Raw genomic sequence first — 22,960 nt, forward strand, 5'->3', positions numbered from 1 at the left:
TACCGCCAGCCTTATTGCGTGATCGCAGCGTGCGAATCGCAGGAAATCCAGGCTGCCCGAGTCGGGAGCCAAAAAATTGATTCAAACTTGAAACCGAGGGGCCCGCCGGGGTCTTCCGATTCAGGAGGCGAGCCGATCGACACGACCCGCTTCGGGATCAATGCCATATTCTTTCAACTTTCGGTAGAGTGTCGACCGGCCTATGCCCAGGCGCCGGGCGACCTCGCTCATCTGCCCGTTATAACGGTCGATCGCCAGCTTGATCATCTCGAGCTCGACCTCGGCCAACGCCCGCACGTTGCCGCGTTCGTCGAGCGCCCTGAGCGTGCCGAAGCGAGGCTGCAGCCTCGCCGGCGCTCCATATCCTGCGCCCTCGCCGCTGTCCTCGGCGGAAGCGACGCCATTGACCGCCGACGGTTCGTCCACGGCCATTTCGGCGACGGCCGATGCCGGCTCCGCCTCGAGTATGATCGTGCCTTCCACCTGGGCCCGGATCTGCGGGAATTCCTCCTCGGTCAAGAGGTCGCCATCGGCGAGCACGGAGGCTCTGAAGACGGCGTTTTCCAGCTGGCGGATGTTGCCCGGCCAGTCATAGGCCTGCAGCATCGCCAGCGCCTGGGCAGATATGCCGGTGAGGCGGCGGCGCGGATCGGCGGGCGCGACCTTTTCCATGAAGTGCCGCACGAGGTAAGGGATGTCGTCGCGGCGGTCGCGCAGCGGCGGCACGAAGATCGGATAGACGTTCAGGCGGTAGAACAGGTCCTCGCGGAATCTGCCATCTTTGACCTGCTGCAAAAGGTTGCGATGCGTCGCCGAGATGAGACGAATGTCGACCTTCACGGTCGAACGGCCGCCCACCGGGTCCACTTCTCCCTCCTGCACGGCGCGCAGCAGCTTCACCTGCACGTCGAGCGGCAGATCGCCGATCTCATCCAGGAACAATGTTCCCGAATGCGCTTCGACGAACTTGCCGGTGTGCTTGTCGGTCGCGCCGGTGAAGGAGCCTTTTTCGTGCCCGAACAGGATCGACTCGACGAGGTTGTCGGGGATGGCACCGCAATTCACGGTGACGAAGGGTTTCGAGCGACGATCGCCGCTGCCCTGGATGGCGCGTGCCACCAGTTCCTTGCCGACGCCCGATTCGCCTTCGATCAGGATCGGAATGTTCGAAGCTGCTGCCTTCTGGCCGAGGCGGATGACCCGGTCCATCGCGGGGCTGCGGGTGATCAGGTCCTTGAAAGTCAGATGGCCGCCGCGCCGCCGCGACGCGCGCTTCACCTCGTCCTCGATTGCCTCGACCTTCAACGCGTTGGAGATCGAGGTCTGCAGCCTGTCGGGCGAGGCAGGCTTGACGACGAAATCGAAGGCGCCCTGGCGCATCGCCGAAACCACGGTCTCGATGCCGCCCTGCGCCGTCTGCACGATGACCGGGACGTTGATGCCGCGCTCGCGCATCGCCTTCAGCACGGCGATGCCGTCTAGGCCGGGCATGACCAGGTCGAGGATGACGACCGACACCTCGCGCGCATTCGACCCGTCGAGCACATCGAGGCCTGCCTCGCCGCCGTCGGCGACGATCGCGGTGTGGCCGAACCTCGTCACCGCGGCCTCGAGCAGCCTGCGCTGCACGGGATCGTCATCGACTATGAGTATGGAACCTGTCATGACTGTCTTGAGTTGCCTGCCCGAGAAACCCCATGGATCATCTTGGCACAGGGTTCTAAATAAGGTTTCAAAAAACCCGGTGAACGAATTCCTTAGGATTTGACCGGCTTCTCCTTTCCCTTTGATTCTGGTCGTGATTCAAAAAGGTATTGCTGATGCGGATGATGTTTGGTCGGGGGCTTGCAGCGACGGCGTCCGGTCAGGGTGCGGCGGAACTCGGCGACCTGCCGGAATGGAATCTCGCCGATCTCTATGCCGGCATGGATGCACCGGAGTTGAAGCGTGACATCGCCAGGGCTGCAAGCGATGCCATCGCCTTCGAGACCCGCTGGAAAGGGACGCTCGCCGCAGAGGCCGGGCGCGACAGCAGCGGCAGGCTCGGCGAAGCGCTGAAGGCCTACGAAGCGCTGGAGGAACTCATCGGCCGCATCGTGTCCTATGCGGGGCTGATCTATGCCGGCAACACCGCCGATCCGCAGCGCGCCAAGCTTTACGGCGATGTCCAGGAAAAGATGACGGACGCCAGCGCGCATCTCCTGTTCTTCGCGCTGGAACTCAACCTGATCGAGGATGCGATGGTCGAGGGCGCGCTTGCCGCCGATCCGACCTTCGCGCATTACCGACCCTGGGTGCTCGACCTCAGAAAGGACAAGCCCTATCAGCTGGAAGACCGGGTCGAGCAGTTGTTTCATGAGAAGTCGGTGACCGGTCGCGGGGCCTGGAACCGCCTCTTCGATGAGACGATGACCGATCTGCGCTTCGACCTCGACGGCGAAGAACTGGCGCTGGAACCGGCCCTCAACCGGCTCCAGGACGCAGACGGCGAAGTGCGCCGCCGCGCCTCCGAGGCGCTCGCCGCAACCTTTCGCAAGAATCTGCGCACTTTCACCCTCATCACCAACACTCTGGCCAAGGACAAGGAGATTTCGGACCGCTGGCGCGGCTTCGAGGACATCGCCGATTCACGCCATCTCGCCAATCGCGTCGAGCGCGACGTGGTCGACGCGCTGGCCGCTGCCGTGCGGGAAGCCTATCCGCGCCTGTCGCACCGTTACTATGCGATGAAGGCACGCTGGCTCGGCATGGAGGTGATGAACCACTGGGACCGCAATGCGCCGCTGCCGGAGACCCCGCAGGCGGTGATCCGCTGGGACGACGCCCGGGATACGGTTCTGTCGGCCTATCAGCGCTTCTCGCCCGAGATGGCGGAAATCGCGCGCGGCTTCTTCGACCGCAAATGGATCGATGCGCCGGTAAGGCCCGGCAAGTCGCCCGGCGCGTTCGCCCATCCAACCGTGCCGTCCGCGCACCCTTACGTGCTGCTCAACTACATGGGCAAGCCGCGCGATGTGATGACGCTTGCGCATGAACTCGGCCATGGCGTGCACCAGGTGCTGGCCGCCGGCCAGGGCGCGCTGATGGCGGCGACCCCGCTGACCCTGGCGGAGACCGCTTCCGTCTTCGGCGAGATGCTGACCTTCCGCTCGCTGCTAGACCAGACGGCCGACAAACGCGAACGAAAGGCCATGCTCGCCCAGAAGGTCGAGGACATGATCAACACGGTGGTGCGCCAGATCGCCTTCTATGAATTCGAGCGCAAGGTGCATGCCGAGCGCCGCAACGGCGAGCTGACCTCGGACAGGCTCGGCCAGTTCTGGCTGGAAGTGCAGGCGGAGAGCCTTGGACCCGCGATCAAGCTGCGCGATGGCTATGAGGTCTTCTGGACCTACATACCCCACTTCATCCATTCGCCTTTTTACGTCTATGCCTACGCCTTCGGCGATTGCCTGGTGAATTCGCTTTACGCGGTCTACCAGAATGCGGAGCGCGGCTTCCAGGAGAAGTATTTCGAGATGCTGCGCGCCGGCGGCACCAAGCATCATTCCGAGCTGCTGGCGCCTTTCGGCCTCGATGCCACCGATCCGGGCTTCTGGCAGATCGGCCTCGGCGTGATCGGGGCCCTCATCGATGAGTTGGAGGCGCTCGAAAGGTGACGGCGTGTGCTAGGGGAGCACAAGCCAGAAAGCGCGTGTTCGGGCCAGGTCTATTTCTTACCTAAATATCTGTTCTTCCACGTGTCTGCGCCTTATGATAGCCTCCAGCCAAGCTCAGCCGGACGGATCAGGCAGCCAGAGCGGGCTCTCGTTGCGCTCGGCGAACGCGAGGACGGGGCATCGGCGAAGGCCAGTGGCCGGCAGCTGAATGAGGCCGGGTTTTCTCGACTGCGAAGCCAATGACGATGACTGCGGCAAGGTCGCCCCTCTGGGCCCTGGCCGGCATCGGACGAGGAGAGAATGAGCACCTTCTTCTACATGCTCTTGGCCTTCGTTGCGGGTGTTTTGCTGGGCTGGTTCATATGGGGCCGATTGCGCAGCGACCTCGACAGCCTTCGCGCCGACCTTGATCGCACGCGCGGTGACCGCGACAGGATGCGTGCCGACGCCGATCGGCTGGCCGGAGAACTCGACGCATGTGTCCGCGCCCGCGACGACATCGAGCGCCAGCTTCGCGAAGCGCCTACCAAGCCTGCCGGGGTCGGTGCAGACAAGGCCTCGGCGCCGGCGCCTTCGGCGCTGATTTCGACACCTGCTGCCGCCCAGCCCTCAACGCCAAGATCGAAGCCTGCCAGGAAGCCGGCCGCGCCAACGGCGGCTGCGCCGCCGAAAAAGGCTGCCGTGGCTCCGAAGAAGAGCGCCGCTCTCAATGCGGCGGGTGGCAAGGCCGACGAACTGCGCCGCCTGATCGGCATCGGGCCGGTCAACGAAAGGCTGCTCAGGGAACAGGGCGTCACGACCTATGCCCAGATCGCCGCCTGGAGCGAGGACGACGTCAAGCGTATCGAGGAAGTGCTCAGTTTCGACGGGCGTATTGCGCGCGAGAAGTGGGTCGAGCAGGCGAAACTGCTGGCTGCCGGCGATGAGGCGGAATTCGCCCGTCTCTTCCCCTCGGCGGGAACCGCCAGCAACAGCTGATGCCGCTCGCCTACCTCAACGAAAGCGGCGTTCGGCGCGGGCGCCGTTTTGGGGCAGGTATTTGGACCAGAGCCGGCTTTGCGCCGCCCGACGCCGTTCTGTCGATTGCACCTCGCCGAGCCCCCATATAGAGCGATCGACGGCAATTGATCGCATTCGAGGCTCATGTCCCTGCCTTCCGCAATCTTCCGCAACGACGAGACCGCTCGCCAGCTGGTCTTCGATCGTCCGCATGAGATCATCGTCGCGCGCAGCGCGGACGAGTTCGCGCCCGCGCTGGAAGCCGCGCAGGCGGCATCGGACCAGGGCAGATGGCTGGCGGGCTATTTCTCCTATGAGGCCGGCTACCTGCTCGAGCCGAAGCTGGTGCCGCTGCTGCCGGAAAACCGCCGTGCGCCGCTGATCTGCCTCGGCGTCTTCGACGCTCCCGTCGAGCAGACCGTGCCGGGCAGCAACGGGGCCGCCACCAACGGTCCGATCTTCGACGCCAGGGCGGCCTGGTCGGCAGACGACTATGCCATCCGCTTCGCGCGGCTTCACGACCACCTTCGCAAGGGCGATTGCTACCAGGGCAACCTGACTTTTCCGGTGCACGCGCAATGGTCCGGCGATCCGCTGGCCGCCTTCAACGCGCTGACCGCGCGCCAGCCTGTGAAATACGGCGCGCTGGTTTCGCTCGGCGACCCGGTCGTGCTGTCGCGCTCGCCCGAACTGTTCTTCGAGATCGACGCCGAAGGCATGATCGAGACGCACCCGATGAAGGGCACGGCGCCGCGCGGCTCGACCAGGACCGAGGATGCGCGGCTGAAGGCGTTCCTTCGCAACGACGAGAAGAACCAGGCCGAGAACCGGATGATCGTCGACCTGCTGCGCAACGACATCTCGCTGATCAGCGAGGTCGGCACGCTTGAGGTGCCGGAGTTGTTTCGCATCGAGACCTATCCGACCGTGCACCAGATGGTGAGCCGGGTGCGCGCGAGGCTGCTGCCCGATGTCGGCATCCGCCGGATCTTCGCCGCACTGTTTCCGTGCGGGTCGATCACCGGCGCGCCGAAGATCCGCGCCATGGAGATCCTGCGCGATCTGGAGGGCGTGCCGCGCGACGTCTATTGCGGCGCTATCGGCTGGATCGCCCCCGGCGGCACGATGCGCTTTTCCGTCGCGATCCGCACCATCTCGCTCTTTGCCGATGGCGAGGCCGTCTACAATGTCGGCGGCGGCGTCGTCTTCGATTCCACCGCTGAGGAGGAGTATCGGGAGTGTCTGCTCAAAGCGCGCTTCGCGACGGGAACAGTGCCGACTTCGAGCTGATCGAGACGATGCGCTGGGAGCCGGCTTCGGGTTTCCTGCGTTTCGACCGCCACCTGGCAAGGCTCTATGCGTCCGCCGGCGAGTTGGGCTTCGACTGCGAGCCGCAGCCGATCGGCAAGGCGCTGATGGATGCTGTCGGCGGCCAGCAGGTCGCTCTGCGCGTCCGCCTTGCCCTGCAGCGCAGCGGCGAGGCGACAGCAGCAGCGCAGCCTTACGAGCCGGTTCCTGCCGACAAGGTCTGGCGCTTGCGGCTGGCACGAACCCGGCTCGATTCCGGCGACATGCTGCTGCGCCACAAGACCAGCCGGCGGCAGGTCTTCACGCACGCACGCGCGGAATATCTCACCAACCAGGCCGACGAAGTTCTGCTCGCCAACGAACGCGGCGAACTCTGCGAGGGCACGATCACCAACCTCTTTGCCGACTTTGGCGACGGCGTGCTGGCGACGCCCCGGCTCGACTGCGGCCTCTTGCCTGGAATACTGCGCGGCGAGCTTCTGGACGAAGGCCGCGCCGCGGAAGCCATCTACACCTTCGACGATCTGAACTCGGCGAAGGCGATCTTCGTCGGCAATTCGCTGCGCGGGCTGATTCCGGCGCAATTGGGCTGACGCCGGATCGGGCAGCCGTTTCTGTTTGAGAAAGCATGACCATTCGCCAGCCGACCCACACGCCCTATGACGGGTCCTCGAAACTTTTCACCATCGGTCTGAAGCCGCTCGAACTCGAACGCTGGATCGAGGTCGATGAATTTCTTTTGCCGCACCTTGCCGAAAAGCGACGGCTTTACGCCGAAATCCCGGAAAAAGTCTTTGTCGAGGAACACGGCACCCGCGATGCGCAGCAGGAAGTGCTCGACCTTCTCAGCGCCTATCTCCCGGCAAAATACCCCGAGAGCCATCGCGCCGCTGGCTCAACTGTCGAGGTGATCGGCCTCGAAGGAGCGGTCGACGAGCCGCCCTCCGGATTGCGAGAGGCACCGCTCTTCCGGGCTTCCCTGCTGGTCCAGGAAGACCTTATCCTGATGCGTCGCGGCGGGAACGGCTGGCGGCTCGCGGCGGGCTCGCTCTGCTTTCCCTCGTCCTGGTCCCTGCTCGAAAAATTCGGCAAGCCGCTGCAGGAAATCCATGCGCCGGTGCCGGGGTTCGGCCCCGGCACGCGCCCGGCCGATCTCATCAACCGCATGTTCGACGGACTGCAGGGCCAGGCGGTGGAACGCTTCAACTGGTCGATCCAGGCGGATGATGCGCTCTATCATCCGCTCTACAGCGCCCAGCGCATCGACCGCGCCACCAACCGTCCGACGCGCTTCGCGGACGGCGACATCAACGCCCACGCCTTTATCCGCGTCGAGCGCCAGACGCTGCGCAAGCTGCCGGTCTCGCGCGACATTCTTTTCACCATCCGCATCCATCTCGATCCGCTGTCCGTGCTCGCCCGCCATGCCGACAGGATTGCGCTGGCGGCTTCCTTTGCCGAACAGCTCAATGCCCTCGACCAGGCGCAGCTCGACTACAAGGGCCTGACCGCCGACCGTGACCGTCTGGTCGGATACCTCGCTCAAATGGCCAAGGGGGCTTGAAGAGATCGCCGGCAATTGGCGCTTTTCGCTGGTTTATGACAGTGATCTGTGGTGTAGGGCTACCGGCGAAAATTGCCGGCTTTGCCCGGGTTCGAAGGAGTGTGCGAAAAAATGGCGAATGAAAACTGGCCCGTTTACGGTGAAATCACCGGCCCTGTCGTGATGATCGGCTTTGGCTCGATCGGGCGGGGGACGCTGCCGCTGATCGAACGCCATTTCAAGTTCGACAAGTCGCGCATGGCGGTCATCGACCCGCGCGACACCGACCGCAAGCTCCTTGACGAGCGGGGGATAGCCTTCGTGCAGGAAGCGGTGACCAGGAAGAACTACAAGAAGCTCCTGACCCCGCTACTCACCAATGGCAGTGGCCAGGGCGTCTGCGTCAACCTGTCGGTCGATACCTCCTCGCTCGAGCTGATGAAGCTTTGCCGCAAGCTCGGCGTGCTCTACATCGACACGGTGGTCGAGCCGTGGCTCGGCTTCTATTTCGACGACACGGCCGACAACGCGTCGCGCACCAACTATGCGCTGCGCGAAAGCGTGCGCCAGGAGAAGGAGAAGAGCCCCGGCGGCACCACGGCGGTCTCCTGCTGCGGGGCCAATCCGGGCATGGTCTCGTGGTTCGTCAAGCAGGCGCTCGTCAATCTTGCCACCGATCTCGGGCTCGAGTTCAGCGAGCCGGCGGAGCATGACCGCGAGGGCTGGGCGAGGCTGATGAAGAAGGCCGGCGTCAAGGGTATTCACATCGCCGAGCGCGATACCCAGCGCACCAAGAAGCCGAAGCCGATGGACGTGTTCTGGAACACCTGGTCGGTCGAGGGCTTTCTCTCGGAAGGCATGCAGCCGTCCGAGCTCGGCTGGGGCACGCATGAGAACTGGATGCCGAAGAACGGCAGGAAGCACAAGGATGGCTCGCAGGCGGCCATCTTCCTGGAGCAGCCTGGCGCCAACACGCGCGTGCGCAGCTGGTGTCCGACGCCCGGCCCGCAATACGGTTTCCTGGTGACCCACAACGAGGCGATCTCGATCGCCGATTTCTTCACCCTGCGCGGCAAGAAGGGCAAGGTGCAATATCGCCCAACCTGCCATTATGCCTACCACCCCTGCAACGACGCGGTGCTGTCGCTGCACGAGATGTTCGGCGCCGCCGGCAAGGCGCAGCCAGTGCATCACGTCCTCGACGAGAACGAATTGGTCGACGGCATCGACGAACTCGGCGTGCTGCTCTACGGCCACGACAAGAACGCCTACTGGTACGGCTCGCAGCTGTCGCTGGCCGAGGCGCGCAGGCTTGCCCCCTACCAGAACGCCACCGGCCTCCAGGTCACCTCAGCGGTGCTTGCAGGCATGGTCTGGGCGCTGGAAAATCCGATGGCCGGCATCGTCGAGGCCGACGAGATGGATTACCGGCGCTGCCTCGACGTGCAGTTTCCGTACCTCGGACCGGTCAAGGGCTACTATACCGACTGGACGCCGCTCGACAATCGTCCGGGTCTTTTCCCCGAGGATCTCGACCGGAACGACCCGTGGCAGTTCCGCAACATCCTGGTGCGATAGCAGCCAGGCCTGCTGCGGTCTCCGCCTTGCAATCGCCCGGAAATCGGGCGATTGAAAAGGCGCGGAATGAGGAGAGGATTTTCAAATGACCGTTGCGCGCAAATTGCTTTCGGCGGGCGCCGCGGCAGGCCTTCTGGCCGCTGCCGCCTGCACCACCACCGGCCCGTCCGATCAGCCCTCAATGACGGCGCCCAAGGGCGTCGAAGGCAACTGGATCGACGCCAAGGGCACTGGCCTGTCGACCTTTGCCGCCGGCAGCTTCACCACTGTCGCGACCGACACCGGCCAGAAGCTGTCCGAGGGCAGCTACACCATGACCGGCCCGACCTCGGTCGAGATCCATGGCACCTCGCTGATCCGGCAGACTCCGGTCAGCTTCAATTGCCTGATGATTTCGACCAGCCAGCTCAATTGCACCAGCGCCAGCGGCCAGAACTTCGTCCTGACGCGCCGGGCCTAGAGCGCATCGCGCTGGAACGGATCAGGCGACGCGCTTTTAGGTCTTTGTTCTTATGCACGTCGCTTTTGCAAAACCGCTGCACACTTTTGCGCGACATGCAGTAGGCAATTTGCAGCAGGTGCATTCCCCTGACGTCGGGCAAATGCGTCAGGTCAGATCCGGAAAAATATCGACATGAATGAAGGATGGCGGCGTGAAGCCGCCGTCCTTTTTTGTGCCGGCAAACCGCTCCTGATTTCCGCTTGCATCGACCGAAACGCGATGTGAACATGATCCCGAGCTGACTGTAATGTTGCGGTCAAGCGAGGGGATTAAGCACCTTCGAGTCAGCTTATCCGGGAGACAAAGATGAAGAAGATTGCCGCCATTCTAACCCTGTCTGCCTCGACGCTTGGCCTGTCGGCCGGAGCATCCTTTGCCGACTACACGCTGAATATTCTGCATTTCAACGATTGGCACAGCCGCATCGAAGGCAACAACAAGTACGAATCGACTTGCTCTGCCGAGGAGGAAACCAAGGGCGAATGCATTGGCGGCGCCGGTCGGCTGATCACCGCGATCGCCCAGGAGCGCAAGAAGCTCGAGGGCCAGAATGTGCTGCTGCTCAACGCAGGCGACAGCTTCCAAGGGTCGCTGTTCTACATCACCTACAAGGGTGCGGCGGAGGAGGAGTTTCTCAACCAGATCAAGCCCGACGCCGTGACGCTCGGCAATCACGAGTTCGACGACGGCGAGAGCGCGCTGGTGCCTTACCTCGACAAGGCGAAGTTCCCGATCGTCAGCGCCAATGTGGTGCCCAACGACAAGTCTGGCGCCGCGGGCAAGATCAAGCCGTCGATCGTGCTTGACGTCGGTGGACAGAAGATCGGCATTGTCGGCGCCGTCACCAACGACACGCCGGAGCTCGCCTCGCCCGGGCCGAACATCGCCATCGAGGACGACGTCAAATCGATCACCGCCGAGGTCGAGAAGCTGAAGGGAGAAGGCGTCAACAAGATCATCGCCGTCACCCATATCGGCTATAACCGCGAACGCGACGTGATCGCCAAGATCCCCGGCGTCGACATCGTGGTCGGCGGCCACAGCCACACGCTTCTGTCCAACACTGATCCGAAGGCGGCTGGCCCCTATCCGACGATGGTCGACAACCCCGACGGCTCCAAGGTGCCGGTGGTGCAGGCGGCGTCCTATTCGAAATATCTCGGCGAGTTCAAGGTGGTGTTCGACGACAACGGCGTCGTCAAGGAAGCGAGCGGCGACCCGATCTATCTCGACAAGTCGATCACGCCGGATCCTGCCGTTCTCGCCCGCATCAAGGAACTGGGCGCGCCCATCGAGGCGCTGAAGAACAAGGAAGTCGCCGAGACCACCAAGCCCATCGACGGCAGCCGGGAGAATTGCCGCGCCCGCGAATGCGAGATGGGCAATCTCGTCTCGGACGCCGTCCTCGATCGCGTGAAGGGCCAGGGCGTCGAGATCGTCATTACGAACGGCGGCGGCCTGCGCGCCTCGATCGACCAGGGTGTCGTGACCATGGGCGAGGTGCTTACCGTGCTGCCCTTCCAGAACACGCTGGCGACCTTCAAGATCTCCGGCAAGGATCTGGTGGCCGCCCTGGAAAGCGGCCTCAGCCAGATCGAGGATGGCGCCGGACGCTTCCCGCAGGTCGCCGGATTGAAATATTCCTTCGACAAATCGGCCGCCCCCAACGCAGGTCGCGTCAAATCCGTCGAGGTGATGGAAAACGGCGCATGGACGCCGATCAATCCGGACAAGCATTATCTCGTCGCCACCAACAACTATGTCCGCCAGGGCGGCGACGGCTACAAGGTCTTCGCGGAGAAGGCTTCGGATGCCTATGACTATGGTCCGGGCCTTGAGCAGGTGGTGGCCGACTATCTTGGCGCGCACCGGCCCTACACGCCGAAGCTCGACGGCCGCATCACCGAGATCGGCGCGACCGTAGCGGCAGCGGAGCCCGCGAAACCGGCCGCGACGGCGCCGGCCGCCGAACCGGCGAAGCCGGCGGAGACGGCGCCCGCGACCGCTGAGCCAGCAATGCCGGCCCTGCCGTCAAATTCCGGCGACATCGCCGGCACGCCGCCCAGCGTTCCGGCTGAAACGGCAACGTCGGCACCAGCCGAAGCAGCAAAGCCTGCCGAAACAGCCCCAACGGAGGCCAAGCCGGCCGGGAGCAGCCCGGAGAGCAGCCACGTGATCGCCGCCGGCGACACCTACTGGGACCTGGCCAAGAAAGCCTATGGCGACGGCACCAAATGGAAGCTGATCTCCGAGGCCAACAAGGACTACAAGCCGCGCCGGCTGCCGCTCGGCGGGACGCTGACCATTCCCCCGGCCGCGAAGTAGGCTTCCTCCGGAACTCATGGGCACCCGTCCGGGACACCGGGCGGGTGTTCCGTTTTCGAACGGTGACGGGATAAGGTGCGGCCACAGGCAGCATTGAAAACCGGCGCGGCATCGCTAGTTTCGCACCGATCCCGGAGATAGTTGATGACGCTTGCCGATCCCGCCGACGCAAAAGCCGCCGTGACCATCGGCCCGGCGCTGACGGGCGCCGCGGCGGCGCGGACGGGCAAGATCGGCATCATGCTGATCAACCTCGGCACGCCGGACGGCACCGAGTTCAAGCCGATGTGGCGCTATCTGCGGGAATTCCTGTCCGACCCACGCGTCATCGAGCTCAACAAGGCGATCTGGTACCCGATCCTCTACGGCCTCGTGCTCACCACACGGCCGAAAAAATCCGGCGCCAACTACGCCAGGATCTGGAATACCGAGAAAAACGAGTCTCCGCTGCGCACCTTCACCCGCGCGCAGGCCGACAAGCTGGCGGAAGCTCTCGGCGACCTGCCGAACGTCGTGGTCGACTGGGCGATGCGCTACGGCAATCCTTCGACGGCGAGCGTCACGCGCCGGCTGGTCGAGCAGGGCTGTGACCGGATCCTTTCCTTTCCGCTCTATCCGCAATATTCAGCGACGACGACGGCGACCGCCAACGACCAGTTGTTCCGCGCGCTGATGAAGATCAGGCACGCGCCGGCAGTCCGCAGCGTGCCGCCCTACTATGACGAGCCCATCTATATCGAGGCGCTCGCGCGTTCGATCGAAAAGCATCTGACCAGCCTCGATTTCGAGCCGGAGGTGGTGATCACTTCCTATCACGGCATCCCCAAGCCTTATGCCGACAAGGGGGATCCCTATCAGGCGCATTGCCTCGAGACGACTCGGCTGCTGCGAGCAAGGCTCGGCTGGGACGAGAAGAAGCTCATCACCACCTTTCAGTCACGCTTCGGCGCGCAGGAATGGCTGCAGCCCTATACCGACGTGACGGTCGAGAAGCTGGCGAAAGAGGGCGTGAAGTCGATCGCCATCGTCAATCCGGGCTTTTCCGTCGACTGCATCGAGACGCTGGACGAGATCGGCCGCGAAGCGGCCGAGACCTTCCATCATGCCGGCGGCAAGCATTTCGCCCACATCCCTTGCCTGAACGACAGCGCCGAGGGCATGGCGGTCGTCGAAGCGATGGTGCGCCGGGAATTGTCGGGCTGGGTCTGAGGTGCCGGCAGCAAGGCTGCAAAACCAGTGCACACAAGCCTTCGCTAATCAATATTCGTGATCACCTGATTGTAACGCTTCGGAAACACACTTAAGTGATTCCGTGAGGTCGCCGCCTTTTGAGGGAGAAACGAAATGGGCTTTAGCGGTTTCGACATTGCCATCATTGTTCTTGTATTCCTCGTCATCCTCCTTCTTTTCAAAGGCATCAGGACGGTGCCACAGGGCTATAACTACACAGTGGAGCGTTTCGGCCGCTACACCAAGACGCTGACGCCCGGCCTGAACATCATCAACCCGATCTTCGAGCGCGTCGGCGCCAAGATGAACATGATGGAGCAGGTGCTGGATGTCCCCACGCAGGAGATCATCACCCGCGACAACGCCATCGTCGGCGTCGACGGTATCGCCTTTTTCCAGATTCTGAATGCTGCACAGGCGGCCTACCAGGTCTCCGGGCTGCAGAACGCCATCCTCAACCTCACCATGACCAACATCCGTACCGTCATGGGCTCGATGGATCTCGACGAATTGCTGTCCAACCGCGATGCGATCAACGAACGCCTGCTGCGCGTCGTCGACGAGGCCGCGCACCCCTGGGGCATCAAGATCACCCGCGTCGAGATCAAGGACATCAACCCGCCGGCCAATCTGGTGGATTCGATGAGCCGCCAGATGATAGCGGAGCGCGACAAGCGCGCCCAGATCCTCGCCGCCGAAGGCATGAAACAGTCGCAGATCCTCGAGGCCGAGGGCCGCAGGGAAGCCGCCTTCCGCGACGCCGAAGCGCGCGAGCGCTCGGCGGAAGCCGAGGCCAAGGCGACCCAGGTCGTGTCGGAAGCCATCGCCAAGGGCGACGTGCAGGCGATCAACTACTTCATCGCCCAGAAATACACCGAGGCGCTGGCCAGGATCGGCTCGTCCAGCAACAACAAGATCGTGCTGATGCCATTCGAAGCCTCGTCGCTGATCGGGTCGCTCGGCGGCATCGGCGAGATTGCCCGCGAAGTGTTCAAGGCCGATGGCCCTTCCGGCCCGCAACGGCAGGGCTCGCGCACGCCGGTCGTGCGCCCGTCGGACAGCTGAGTCACGCCATCTTGGTGGGAGAACGTCAATGATCGAGCGCATCGTCTCGGAACTCGGGCCGTGGAACTGGATGGTCCTCGGATTCGTGCTGCTGGTGCTGGAAATCGTGGCGCCTGGCGTGTTCATGCTGTGGATCGGCATCGCCGCGCTCATCATCGGCGCGGCGTCGCTGCTGGTCTGGGAGGCCGCGTTCTGGACCTGGCAGCTCCAGGTCCTCGCCTTTCTCGTGCTGTCGCTGGTCTCAGCCTTCATCGGCAAGAAGGTGGTGAGTGATCGCAACGCCAATGCGGACCAGCCGCTGCTGAACCGCCGCGGCGCGCAGATGGTCGGCCGCACAGCGACATTGGCGGAGCCGATCAAGAACGGCCGTGGACGCATCCGCCTCGGCGACACGCTGTGGCGCGTCTCCGGTCCGGACCTGCCTGTCGGCACGCAGGTGCGTGTGACCGGCGCCGCCGACACCGATCTGGAACTGACGGTGGAGGCCGTCTAGAGCGCCCGGAGCGGGATGCTCCAAGCGATCAGTTTAGCCGGTCAAGCAGCGCCGATGCGCAACAGATCGTGGAAATGAACCACGCCGATTGGCGTATTGTCCTTGGTCACCACGAGCGCGCCGATATTGTGCTCATTGAGCATGGCGATCGCCGTGCCGGCAAGCGTTTGCGCATCGATCGTCTTGGGCGTGCGCGTCATGACCTCGTCAACGGTGACGTCGGCCAGATTGCGGTGCAGGTTGCGCGCAACATCGCCGTCGGTGACGATCCCGACCAGTTTGCCGTCCGTATCGACGATGCAGACGCAACCGACTTTCTTCTGCGACAGCGTCATCACCGCTTCCGGCATCTTGGTGCCGACAAGGGCTAGCGGAACTTGATCGCCGGTGCGCATGATCTCCGACACCAGGGCCAGATTGGCGCCGAGCTGGCCGCCCGGATGGAAGGTGCGGAAATGGTCGGGCGTGAAGCCGCGCGCCTCGAGCAGGGCGATCGCCAGCGCGTCGCCCATGACGAGTTGGAGCAGAGCTGATGTCGTCGGCGCCAGCCCGTGCGGGCATGCTTCAGGGGCCGGCGGCAACAGCAGCACCACGTCGGCGGCGCGCGCCAGGGCCGAACTCTCGCCCGAGGTGATAGCGATCAGCGGAATCGAAAAGCGCCGGGAATAGGCGACGATGCCCATCAGCTCCTTGCTTTCGCCCGACCAGGACATGGCGATGATGGCGTCGTCCTTGGCGATCATGCCGAGATCGCCGTGATTGGCCTCGGCCGGGTGGACGAAAAAGGCAGGCGTGCCGGTCGAGGCGAGGGTGGCCGCGATCTTCGACCCGATGTGGCCACTCTTGCCGACGCCGGTGACGATCACCCGGCCTTCGATTCGCGAGATGGTATCGACGGCGGCTGCGAACGGCTCGGCCAGGCCATTGCCGAGCGCCGCGGCAAGCACCGCCACGCCAGCCTGTTCCGTCGCCACCGTTCTCAGCGCCGATTCAATGGCAGCCTGTCTGTCCGGCTGCTTTCTTTCCGAGGACCCCGCATGCATGGCAGATGCCATTAGCGCCATGCCGCCCGCCTGTCCAACGGAATTGCCGTTTGGCGGCTATTTGAGGTAGCGGAGCCGGCCTGCCTCAACCCTCCGTTAACCATCCGCTTTTACGGTTCGGTAAGTATGGCGCGCCTGCGCCGCGCGAGCAGTGGTGACGATGTCCGGGCCCCAGCCTGATACGAAGAGAGGTCAAAAGGGCATAGCCGTCGGCACGCTGCTGGTGGCGGCGAGCATTCTGGCATTGCTGCGCCCGGTGGCACTCCATGCCCAGGAGACCGAGCTGCGCGGCGAGGTCTCCGAATCGGCCATTCTGGCCGACCAGCAGCGCAAGGCCAGGCAGCTCAGGGCGCAGGGATCGCTGGACCAGGCATCGCCGGCGGTCCAGACTGCTCAGGACGCAACGCCAGCAAATACCTACCAGCCGGTGAGCCCAGGTGCGGTCGCGGACGAAGACCAGGCTGCGGGTGCCACGGCAAGCATTTTCGACCAGCCGCAGGCCGGTGACGACCCGTTCGCAGCCAATCAGCCTCCGGCCAAGCCGCGCCGGCCCTCGACCGCAGGCCGGCGCGGGGCCGACGGCGACGCCAAAAACGACACCAAGCCTGCCGGCAAAAAAACCAACAACAAGCCCGGCCAGTCCGCCGGCAGCACGGCTAACACCGCCGCCATCGATGAGCGGGCCGATACCGCAACCGCGGGCGATGACGGCACCAACCGCCGCGCCGTCACGATCGATAGCCTCGACAAGCAGAAGCTCGATCCCGGCGCCGAGCGCACCGGCTCGATCGAAGGCCAGAAGGCGAAACCGCAAGACGATCCATTCACCGCGACCGGCATCAAGGTCGGCAGCTTTGTCTTGCGGCCGACGCTCGAACAAGGCGTCACCGCAACGTCCAACGCCAATTCCAGCAGCGGCGGCAGCCCGGCGGTGCTGTCCGAGACGGCGCTGCGGTTCTCGGCAACGTCCGACTGGCGCGAGAATTCGGCCGTCATCGACGGCTATGGAATCTTCCGCAACACGCTGTCGGGCGAGGACATCAACGATGCGCAGGGCCGCATCGAGGGCCAGTTGAACGTCGATCTCGACAACGAACTGCGCGCCATCGCCAGGCTCGGCTACGAAGCGGTGCCGGAATCGGCCTCCTCGCCTGATGCCATTGCCGGCGTCACCTCGCAGCCGCTGCGGCAGAGCGTGGACGGCAGCCTCGGCATCGAGAAGGATGTCGGCAAGATGCGCTACGCGCTGACCGGCGCCGTCACGCACGACTTTTACGGGGACGCCAAGCTCTCGGATGGCACCATGCTGTCGCAGAAGGATCGCGATTCCACGCTCTACTCGGCGACCTTGCGCACCGGCTATCAGGTTTCGCCGGCCATCACCCCGTTCGGCGAAGTCGAAGTCGGTCGCCGGATCTACGATCAGCGCGTCGATTCCAACGGCTTCGAACGCTCCTCGACACGGTTCGGCGCGCGCGCCGGCCTCGAGCTCGATATGGATGAGAAGCTGTCCGGCGAATTCTCGGTCGGATGGCTGCGCGAAGGCATCGACGACGACCGACTGCCGGCCAATGTGGGGCCCTATGTCAACGCCGATCTCAAATGGTCGCCCGAACGCGGCACCATCATCGGCCTGACCGGAAAGACCACGATCGAGAGCACCACCACGGCCGGCGAGAGCGGCGATGTCCTCTATTCGGGCCGGCTCACCGGTGAGCGGCAGGTTCGCGCCAACCTGACGGCGAATTCAGCGCTTGGCCTCGACTGGCGCGATTATACCGGCTCCGACGGGCATGACCTGATCCTGGGCGCGGAGGCCGGGCTGACATGGTGGCTGAACCGCTATGCCGGCCTCACCACGCGGGTCAGGACTGAAAAGCTCACCAGCAACCTGCCGGGCCGCGACTACATCGCCAACAGCGTCTATCTCGGCCTGAAGGTGCAACGCTGACGGTGCCACCGAAGCGGGGTCCGGGCAACACCCGATCAGGCTAGGACGCGGCGCGCCGCTCCGCCGGACGCACCTCGTCGAGCAGGGTGCGAATGACACCGGCCATGCTCTCGTTCATGTCGCTGCGCCAGAGCGCGAAGGCGACATTGGCCTCGACGAAGCCCTCAGGCGAGCCGCAGTCGAAGGTCCGCCCCTTATAGTGATAGCCGTAGAAGGGCTGCTGCTTCTCGAGCTTCAGCATCGCATCCGTCAGCTGAATCTCGTTGCCCGCGCCGCGCTCCTGGCCTTCGAGAATGCCGAAAATCTCAGGCTGCAGGATGTAGCGCCCGTTGATGAAGAGATTGGACGGCGCCGTGCCCTGCTTCGGCTTCTCCACCATCCCGGTGATGCGAAAGCCGTGATGGGTGTCCTCGCCGCGGCCGACAATGCCGTATTTATGCGCCTCGGCCGGGTCGCATTCCTGGACGGCGATGATGTTGTTGCCGGTCTCGGCGTAGAGCTCGACCATGTCCTTCATGCAGCTCTTCTCCGATTGCATGATCATGTCGGGCAGGAGCAGCGCGAAGGGCTCGTCGCCGACAAGCTCGCGCGCGCACCACACGGCATGGCCAAGCCCCATCGGCACCTGCTGGCGCGTGAAGCTGGTCTGCCCAGGGGCCGGCTGCAGCCGTTGCAGGCGAGTCAACTGGTCGTCCTTGCCCCGCTGGGCCAGCGTGTCATAGAGCTCGAACTGGACGTCGAAATGGTCTTCGATGACCGCCTTGTTGCGGCCGGTCACGAAAATGAAATGTTCGATACCGGCATCGCGCGCCTCATCCACCACATATTGGATGACGGGCCGGTCGACGACAGTCAGCATTTCCTTCGGAATGGCTTTCGTGGCCGGTAGAAACCGTGTGCCGAGGCCGGCGACTGGGAATACTGCCTTGCGAACTCGTTTCATGATGCCAATTATCCGCTTGAGGGGTCTGCTGCCAAACTCGCTTCCGGCACATCTTCACGCCGAAATCATGGACTAACAAACAACTATTGAAAAATTTGACTGGGCCTGAAAGCGTCGGGACCTCTTTTCGTTCCCGGCGGCACCTATGGTAAACTAAATACTAACCGGCTTCGGCGTTCAATGATCTTCCTGATTTGACGAAGGAGGAAAAGATGTCCGTTCGCAACACTGCAAGGCGCCTGACGGCACTGGTGACCGCCGCCAGCCTCTCGCTCGCCTTGCTGGTGCCCGCAGGACCCGCTTTCGCTGATGCGGGGTTCCGCCAATGGGTCGCCGGCTTCCGGGCCACGGCGGTGGCCGGCGGCGTTTCGGGCACTGTTTATGACCAAGCCATGCGGGGCATCGAGCCCGATCCGGTGGTGCTGGAAAAGGCCCGCACGCAGCCGGAATTCACCGCTCCCGCCTGGGACTATTTCGACAATCGCGTGCACGACCAGTCGGTGGCCAACGGACGGGCGATGGCGCGCAAATGGAAGCCGTGGCTGGATCGAATCGAGGCCCGGTTCGGCGTCGACCGCAACATCCTTCTCGCCATCTGGTCGATGGAATCGAACTATGGCGAGATTCTCAAGCGCGACGACATCATGCGCAATGTCATCCGCTCGCTGGCGACGCTTGCCTATGGCGACCCGAAGCGGTCGAAATATGCCCGCACCCAACTGATCGCCGCGCTCAAGATCCTGCAGACCGGCGACATCGACGAGAGCCACCTGATGGGCTCGTGGGCCGGCGCCATGGGGCAGACCCAGTTCATCCCGACCAGCTACCAGCGCTATGCGGTCGACATGGACGGCAACGGCCGCCGCGACATCTGGAATTCCATCCCCGATGCGCTGGCGACCTCCGCCAACCTTTTGAAGAAGAATGGCTGGCAGGCCGGCAAGACCTGGGGTTACGAGGTCACCCTGCCGCCGGGCAAGTTGCCCGCCGGGGCGAAGACGCTGGCGCAATGGCAGGCGCTCGGCGTCGTCCGGGCCAGCGGCAAACCGTTCAGGAACCTGAGCGACAAGGCGACATTGAAGGTGCCGGACGGCAGGGGCGGCCCGGCCTTCCTGATGGTCAGGAATTTCTCGGTCATCAAGGCCTACAACAACGCCGACAAATATGCTTTGGCCGTCGGCCTGCTGGCCGACGAGATCGCCGGCGGCAACGGCCTGGTGCAGGACTGGCAGCGGCCCTTCACCAAGCTGACGTTCGAGCAGCGGCAGGAGTTGCAGAAGCGGCTCTCTGAGCACGGCTATTACGAAGGCAAGTTCGACGGCAAGATCGGCGAAGGATCGAAGGCCGCCATCATGGCCTACCAGGCAAAGGTTGGCTTGACCCAGGATGGCTATCCGAGCCTGGAAGTGCTGAAATGGCTCCGCAAGCAGTAGGGCCGACCATGGCGCGAGGTATCCTTTTCAAGACGGCCAGGATGCGGTAGCGCTTCGGCTCGCGCATGACTGACCGCGTCACCCGGTCATGCGGCAAGGGATGGAGAAACGATTGGTTCCGGTTGCGCGTATCTGGTCGATCGTTTGCCGCCTGCCGATCCTCGTTGTGGCCGTCGCCGTGCTTGCCGTCGCCGGCGCCAGTGCTTTCCACACGCCTGCCTTCGCGCAGGAGCAAAGCCGCGGCTGGTCGCTGCGCGACCTTCTGTTTCCGCGCCGCAGCGAGCGGATCGAGCCGCTGCCTGAGTTCGAGAGGCCAAGGCAAAAGCCGAAGCTGAGGAAATCCAAGCCGCGCCCGCCGCCCGAACCGGAGATCCCGGTCGTCGAAAAGGCGCCTGATGCGCGCGTGGTGCTGGTGGTCGGCGATTTCATGGCGAGCGGGCTGGCTGAAGGCCTCGACACCGCCTTCGCCGACAACGCAGCCGTCAGGGTGGTGTCGCGCAGCAATGGCTCTTCCGGCTTCGTGCGCGACGATTTCTACAACTGGCCGGTCGAGATCAAGTCGCTGATCGAGACGGAGAAACCATCCGTTGTGATCGTCATGCTTGGCTCCAACGACCGCCAGCAGATGCGGGTCGGCGACGTGCGCGAGCAGCCGCGTTCGGAGAACTGGACCAAGGAATATGAGCGTCGCACCGATGCCATGGGCAAGGCCATACAGGACGCCAAGGTGCCGTTCCTGTGGGTCGGCATGCCGGCGTTTCGAGTGGCGAAGATGTCCTCGGATATGCTGGCCTTCAATGACATCTATCACTCGGCCGCCGAGAATCATGGCGGCGAGTTCGTCGATGTCTGGGACGGCTTCGTCGACGAGAACGGCGCCTTCGTCACCTCGGGTCCGGACGTCAACGGCCAGGCGGTGCGCCTGCGCTCCGACGACGGCATCAACGTGAGCAAGGCCGGCAAGCGCAAGCTCGCCTTCTATACGGAAAAGCCGCTGGCCAAGATACTCGGACTGGCTGCGCCTGGAAGCGTCACGACGGTCTCCGCACCGGCCGGAGCTCCCGTGGAGGAGTCGAAGCCGGCCTCGGCACCCGTCATCGTCGACCGCACGCCGCCGATGCTGCTCAGCGATCCCGCCCTCGATGGCGGCTCCGAACTTCTGGGTGCTGCACCGCCCGCCAAGCCCGACCCGAACCTGCCGGGTGAAAAGCTGACGGTCGAGGGCAAGGCGCCGGCTGCCTCGCCAGGCCGTGCCGATGATTTCTCCTGGCCGCCGAAGACACCGACCGCTTCGTCGGACACGACGACGGCGATCAATCGCTAAAACGCTTAGCGCTGAAACGGATCCGGGCGACGGCTTTCCGCCCGGAATTGCGACAAGAACAAATAGATGGGAGCGGTTGGCCGTTTCCCTGAAAAGGTGAACCGCTCTAACGCGGCAGGACGCTCGATCCCATCAGCGCTTCGTCGATGGAGCGCGCCGCCTGGCGGCCCTCGCGGATCGCCCACACCACCAGCGACTGGCCGCGGCGAACGTCACCCGCCACATAGAGCTTGTCGACGCTGGTCTTGTAGTCGCGGTCGTTGGCCTCGACATTCCTGGAGCGGCGGCTGTCGGTGACGACCTTTATCTCGCCTTCGAGTTCCTTCATCACGCTGTCGGACGCCGGACCGGCAAAGCCGATGGCGATGAAGGCGAGATCGGCGCGGATGACGAATTCGGTGCCGGCGATCGGCTTGCGCTTCTCGTCGACCTCGCAGCAGCGGACGCCGGTGAGCTGGCCGTCCTCGCCGATGAATTCGAGCGTCGCCACCTGGAATTCGCGCTCGGCGCCCTCGGCCTGCGAGGAAGACGTGCGCATCTTCGTCGCCCAGTACGGCCACACCGCGAGCTTGTCTTCCTTCTCGGGCGGCTGCGGACGGATGTCGAGCTGGGTGACGCGCACAGCACCTTGCCGGAACGCGGTGCCGATGCAGTCGGACGCGGTGTCGCCGCCGCCGACCACGACGACATGCTGGCCGCTGGCGAGGATCGGATGCGAGGGCCATGCCACCGACTGGATCGGCTCGCCGCCGACGCGGCGGTTCTGCTGCACCAGATAGGGCATCGCGTCATAGACGCCGCCGAGATCGTCGCCCGGAATATTGGCCGGACGCGGCGTTTCCGAGCCGCCGCAATAAAGCACCGCATCGTAATCGGCGAGCAGTTCCGAAACCTTCTTGTCGACGCCGACATTGATGCCGCAATGGAAGGTCACACCCTCGCCCTGCATCTGTTCGATGCGGCGATCGATATAGTGTTTCTCGATCTTGAAGTCGGGAATGCCGTAGCGCATCAGCCCGCCAGGCCGGCTCTCGCGTTCATAGACATGCACGTCGTGGCCGGCGCGTCCGAGCTGCTGCGCCGCCGCCATGCCGGCCGGACCGGAGCCGATGACAGCGACGCGCCTGCCGGTCTTCCTCTCCGGCGGATAGGGGCGGATATGGCCGGTGTCGTAGGCCTTGTCGGCGATCGCCTGCTCGACCGTCTTGATGGCGACCGGGATGTCCTCGAGGTTCAGCGTGCAGGCTTCCTCGCACGGTGCGGGACAGATGCGGCCGGTGAACTCCGGAAAATTGTTGGTCGAGTGCAAGTTGCGGATCGCGGCATCCCAGTCGCCATTGTAGACGAGGTCGTTCCAGTCGGGGATCTGGTTGTGGACCGGACAGCCGGTCGGCCCATGGCAAAACGGAATACCGCAGTCCATGCAGCGCGCGGCCTGTTTCTCGACTTCCTTGTCCGACATCGGCAGCGTGAATTCGCGGAAATGCCGGATGCGGTCGGAAGCTGGCTGGTACTTGTGCACCTGCCGGTCGATCTCGAGAAATCCAGTTACCTTGCCCATAGT

Annotated in this window: 18 protein-coding genes; 14 read left to right on the plus strand and 4 right to left on the minus strand. The window is 64.0% G+C overall.

What is annotated here, in order from left to right; genetic code table 11:
* Positions 1-120: 120 nt before the first annotated feature.
* Positions 121-1,665, minus strand: a complete 1,545-nt coding sequence (locus EJ074_RS22970; RefSeq protein WP_095806296.1) for a sigma-54 dependent transcriptional regulator — start codon at positions 1,663-1,665, stop codon at positions 121-123.
* 155 nt (positions 1,666-1,820) lie between these two features.
* Here EJ074_RS22970 and EJ074_RS22975 point away from each other — a divergent pair, with 155 nt between their 5' ends.
* From EJ074_RS22975 to EJ074_RS23030, 11 genes are all read left to right on the plus strand, one after another.
* Positions 1,821-3,659 carry a M3 family oligoendopeptidase gene (locus EJ074_RS22975; RefSeq protein WP_165349999.1) on the plus strand — a complete coding sequence of 613 codons (1,839 nt, stop codon included), beginning with the start codon at positions 1,821-1,823 and terminating at the stop codon, positions 3,657-3,659.
* A 300-nt stretch (positions 3,660-3,959) separates the two neighbouring features.
* The gene (locus EJ074_RS22980) at positions 3,960-4,637 is read left to right on the plus strand and encodes a proton-conducting membrane transporter (protein WP_095806294.1); all 678 of its coding nucleotides are present in this window, start codon (positions 3,960-3,962) and stop codon (positions 4,635-4,637) included.
* 165 nt (positions 4,638-4,802) lie between these two features.
* The gene (locus EJ074_RS22985) at positions 4,803-5,948 is read left to right on the plus strand and encodes an aminodeoxychorismate synthase component I (RefSeq protein ID WP_095806293.1); all 1,146 of its coding nucleotides are present in this window, start codon (positions 4,803-4,805) and stop codon (positions 5,946-5,948) included.
* Positions 5,897-6,559: an aminotransferase class IV family protein gene (locus tag EJ074_RS22990; protein WP_095806292.1), complete on the plus strand. Its 663-nt coding sequence runs from the start codon at positions 5,897-5,899 to the stop codon at positions 6,557-6,559. Before EJ074_RS22985 ends, EJ074_RS22990 begins: the two co-directional genes overlap by 52 nt.
* 35 nt (positions 6,560-6,594) lie before the next feature.
* Entirely contained in the window at positions 6,595-7,530 is a 936-nt protein-coding gene (locus EJ074_RS22995) for a DUF3445 domain-containing protein (protein WP_095806291.1), read from the plus strand.
* A 111-nt stretch (positions 7,531-7,641) separates the two neighbouring features.
* A complete protein-coding gene (locus tag EJ074_RS23000; RefSeq protein ID WP_095806290.1) occupies positions 7,642-9,087 on the plus strand; it encodes a homospermidine synthase in 1,446 nt (481 codons plus the stop codon).
* 85 nt (positions 9,088-9,172) lie between these two features.
* Positions 9,173-9,547 carry a hypothetical protein gene (locus tag EJ074_RS23005; RefSeq protein ID WP_095806289.1) on the plus strand — a complete coding sequence of 125 codons (375 nt, stop codon included), beginning with the start codon at positions 9,173-9,175 and terminating at the stop codon, positions 9,545-9,547.
* 348 nt (positions 9,548-9,895) lie between these two features.
* Positions 9,896-11,914 (plus strand): 5'-nucleotidase C-terminal domain-containing protein, encoded by a 2,019-nt coding sequence (locus EJ074_RS23015; RefSeq protein WP_129553813.1) that lies wholly within the window; start codon positions 9,896-9,898, stop codon positions 11,912-11,914.
* Between the two features lie 144 nt (positions 11,915-12,058).
* Positions 12,059-13,123 carry a ferrochelatase gene (hemH, locus tag EJ074_RS23020; protein ID WP_095806287.1) on the plus strand — a complete coding sequence of 355 codons (1,065 nt, stop codon included), beginning with the start codon at positions 12,059-12,061 and terminating at the stop codon, positions 13,121-13,123.
* Between the two features lie 135 nt (positions 13,124-13,258).
* Positions 13,259-14,209, plus strand: coding sequence for an SPFH domain-containing protein (locus EJ074_RS23025; RefSeq protein ID WP_095806286.1), 951 nt, complete (start codon positions 13,259-13,261; stop codon positions 14,207-14,209).
* A gap of 28 nt (positions 14,210-14,237) precedes the next feature.
* The gene (locus EJ074_RS23030) at positions 14,238-14,702 is read left to right on the plus strand and encodes an NfeD family protein (protein WP_095806285.1); all 465 of its coding nucleotides are present in this window, start codon (positions 14,238-14,240) and stop codon (positions 14,700-14,702) included.
* Between the two features lie 41 nt (positions 14,703-14,743).
* On the opposite strand, the gene EJ074_RS23035 is transcribed toward EJ074_RS23030, so the two are convergent.
* Positions 14,744-15,745, minus strand: a complete 1,002-nt coding sequence (locus EJ074_RS23035) for a KpsF/GutQ family sugar-phosphate isomerase (protein ID WP_129554086.1) — start codon at positions 15,743-15,745, stop codon at positions 14,744-14,746.
* A 160-nt stretch (positions 15,746-15,905) separates the two neighbouring features.
* Here EJ074_RS23035 and EJ074_RS23040 point away from each other — a divergent pair, with 160 nt between their 5' ends.
* Entirely contained in the window at positions 15,906-17,696 is a 1,791-nt protein-coding gene (locus tag EJ074_RS23040) for an outer membrane beta-barrel protein (RefSeq protein ID WP_129553814.1), read from the plus strand.
* A gap of 40 nt (positions 17,697-17,736) precedes the next feature.
* Here the strand turns inward: EJ074_RS23040 and galU are convergent, their stop codons facing one another.
* Entirely contained in the window at positions 17,737-18,648 is a 912-nt protein-coding gene (gene galU / locus EJ074_RS23045) for a UTP--glucose-1-phosphate uridylyltransferase GalU (protein ID WP_176478380.1), read from the minus strand.
* A gap of 203 nt (positions 18,649-18,851) precedes the next feature.
* On the opposite strand from galU, the gene EJ074_RS23050 reads away from it, so the two are divergent.
* Together EJ074_RS23050 and EJ074_RS23055 are read left to right on the plus strand one after the other, a co-directional pair.
* Complete coding sequence (locus tag EJ074_RS23050) at positions 18,852-20,072, plus strand: lytic murein transglycosylase (RefSeq protein ID WP_095806283.1); 1,221 nt, start codon at positions 18,852-18,854, stop codon at positions 20,070-20,072.
* A gap of 112 nt (positions 20,073-20,184) precedes the next feature.
* Positions 20,185-21,396, plus strand: a complete 1,212-nt coding sequence (locus EJ074_RS23055) for a DUF459 domain-containing protein (protein ID WP_095806479.1) — start codon at positions 20,185-20,187, stop codon at positions 21,394-21,396.
* 106 nt (positions 21,397-21,502) lie between these two features.
* Here EJ074_RS23055 and EJ074_RS23060 read toward each other — a convergent pair whose 3' ends face one another.
* Positions 21,503-22,957: a glutamate synthase subunit beta gene (locus EJ074_RS23060; protein WP_095806282.1), complete on the minus strand. Its 1,455-nt coding sequence runs from the start codon at positions 22,955-22,957 to the stop codon at positions 21,503-21,505.
* Positions 22,958-22,960 lie beyond the last annotated feature (3 nt).

The sequence above is a fragment of the Mesorhizobium sp. M3A.F.Ca.ET.080.04.2.1 genome (genome assembly GCF_003952525.1).
Lineage (GTDB): Bacteria > Pseudomonadota > Alphaproteobacteria > Rhizobiales > Rhizobiaceae > Mesorhizobium.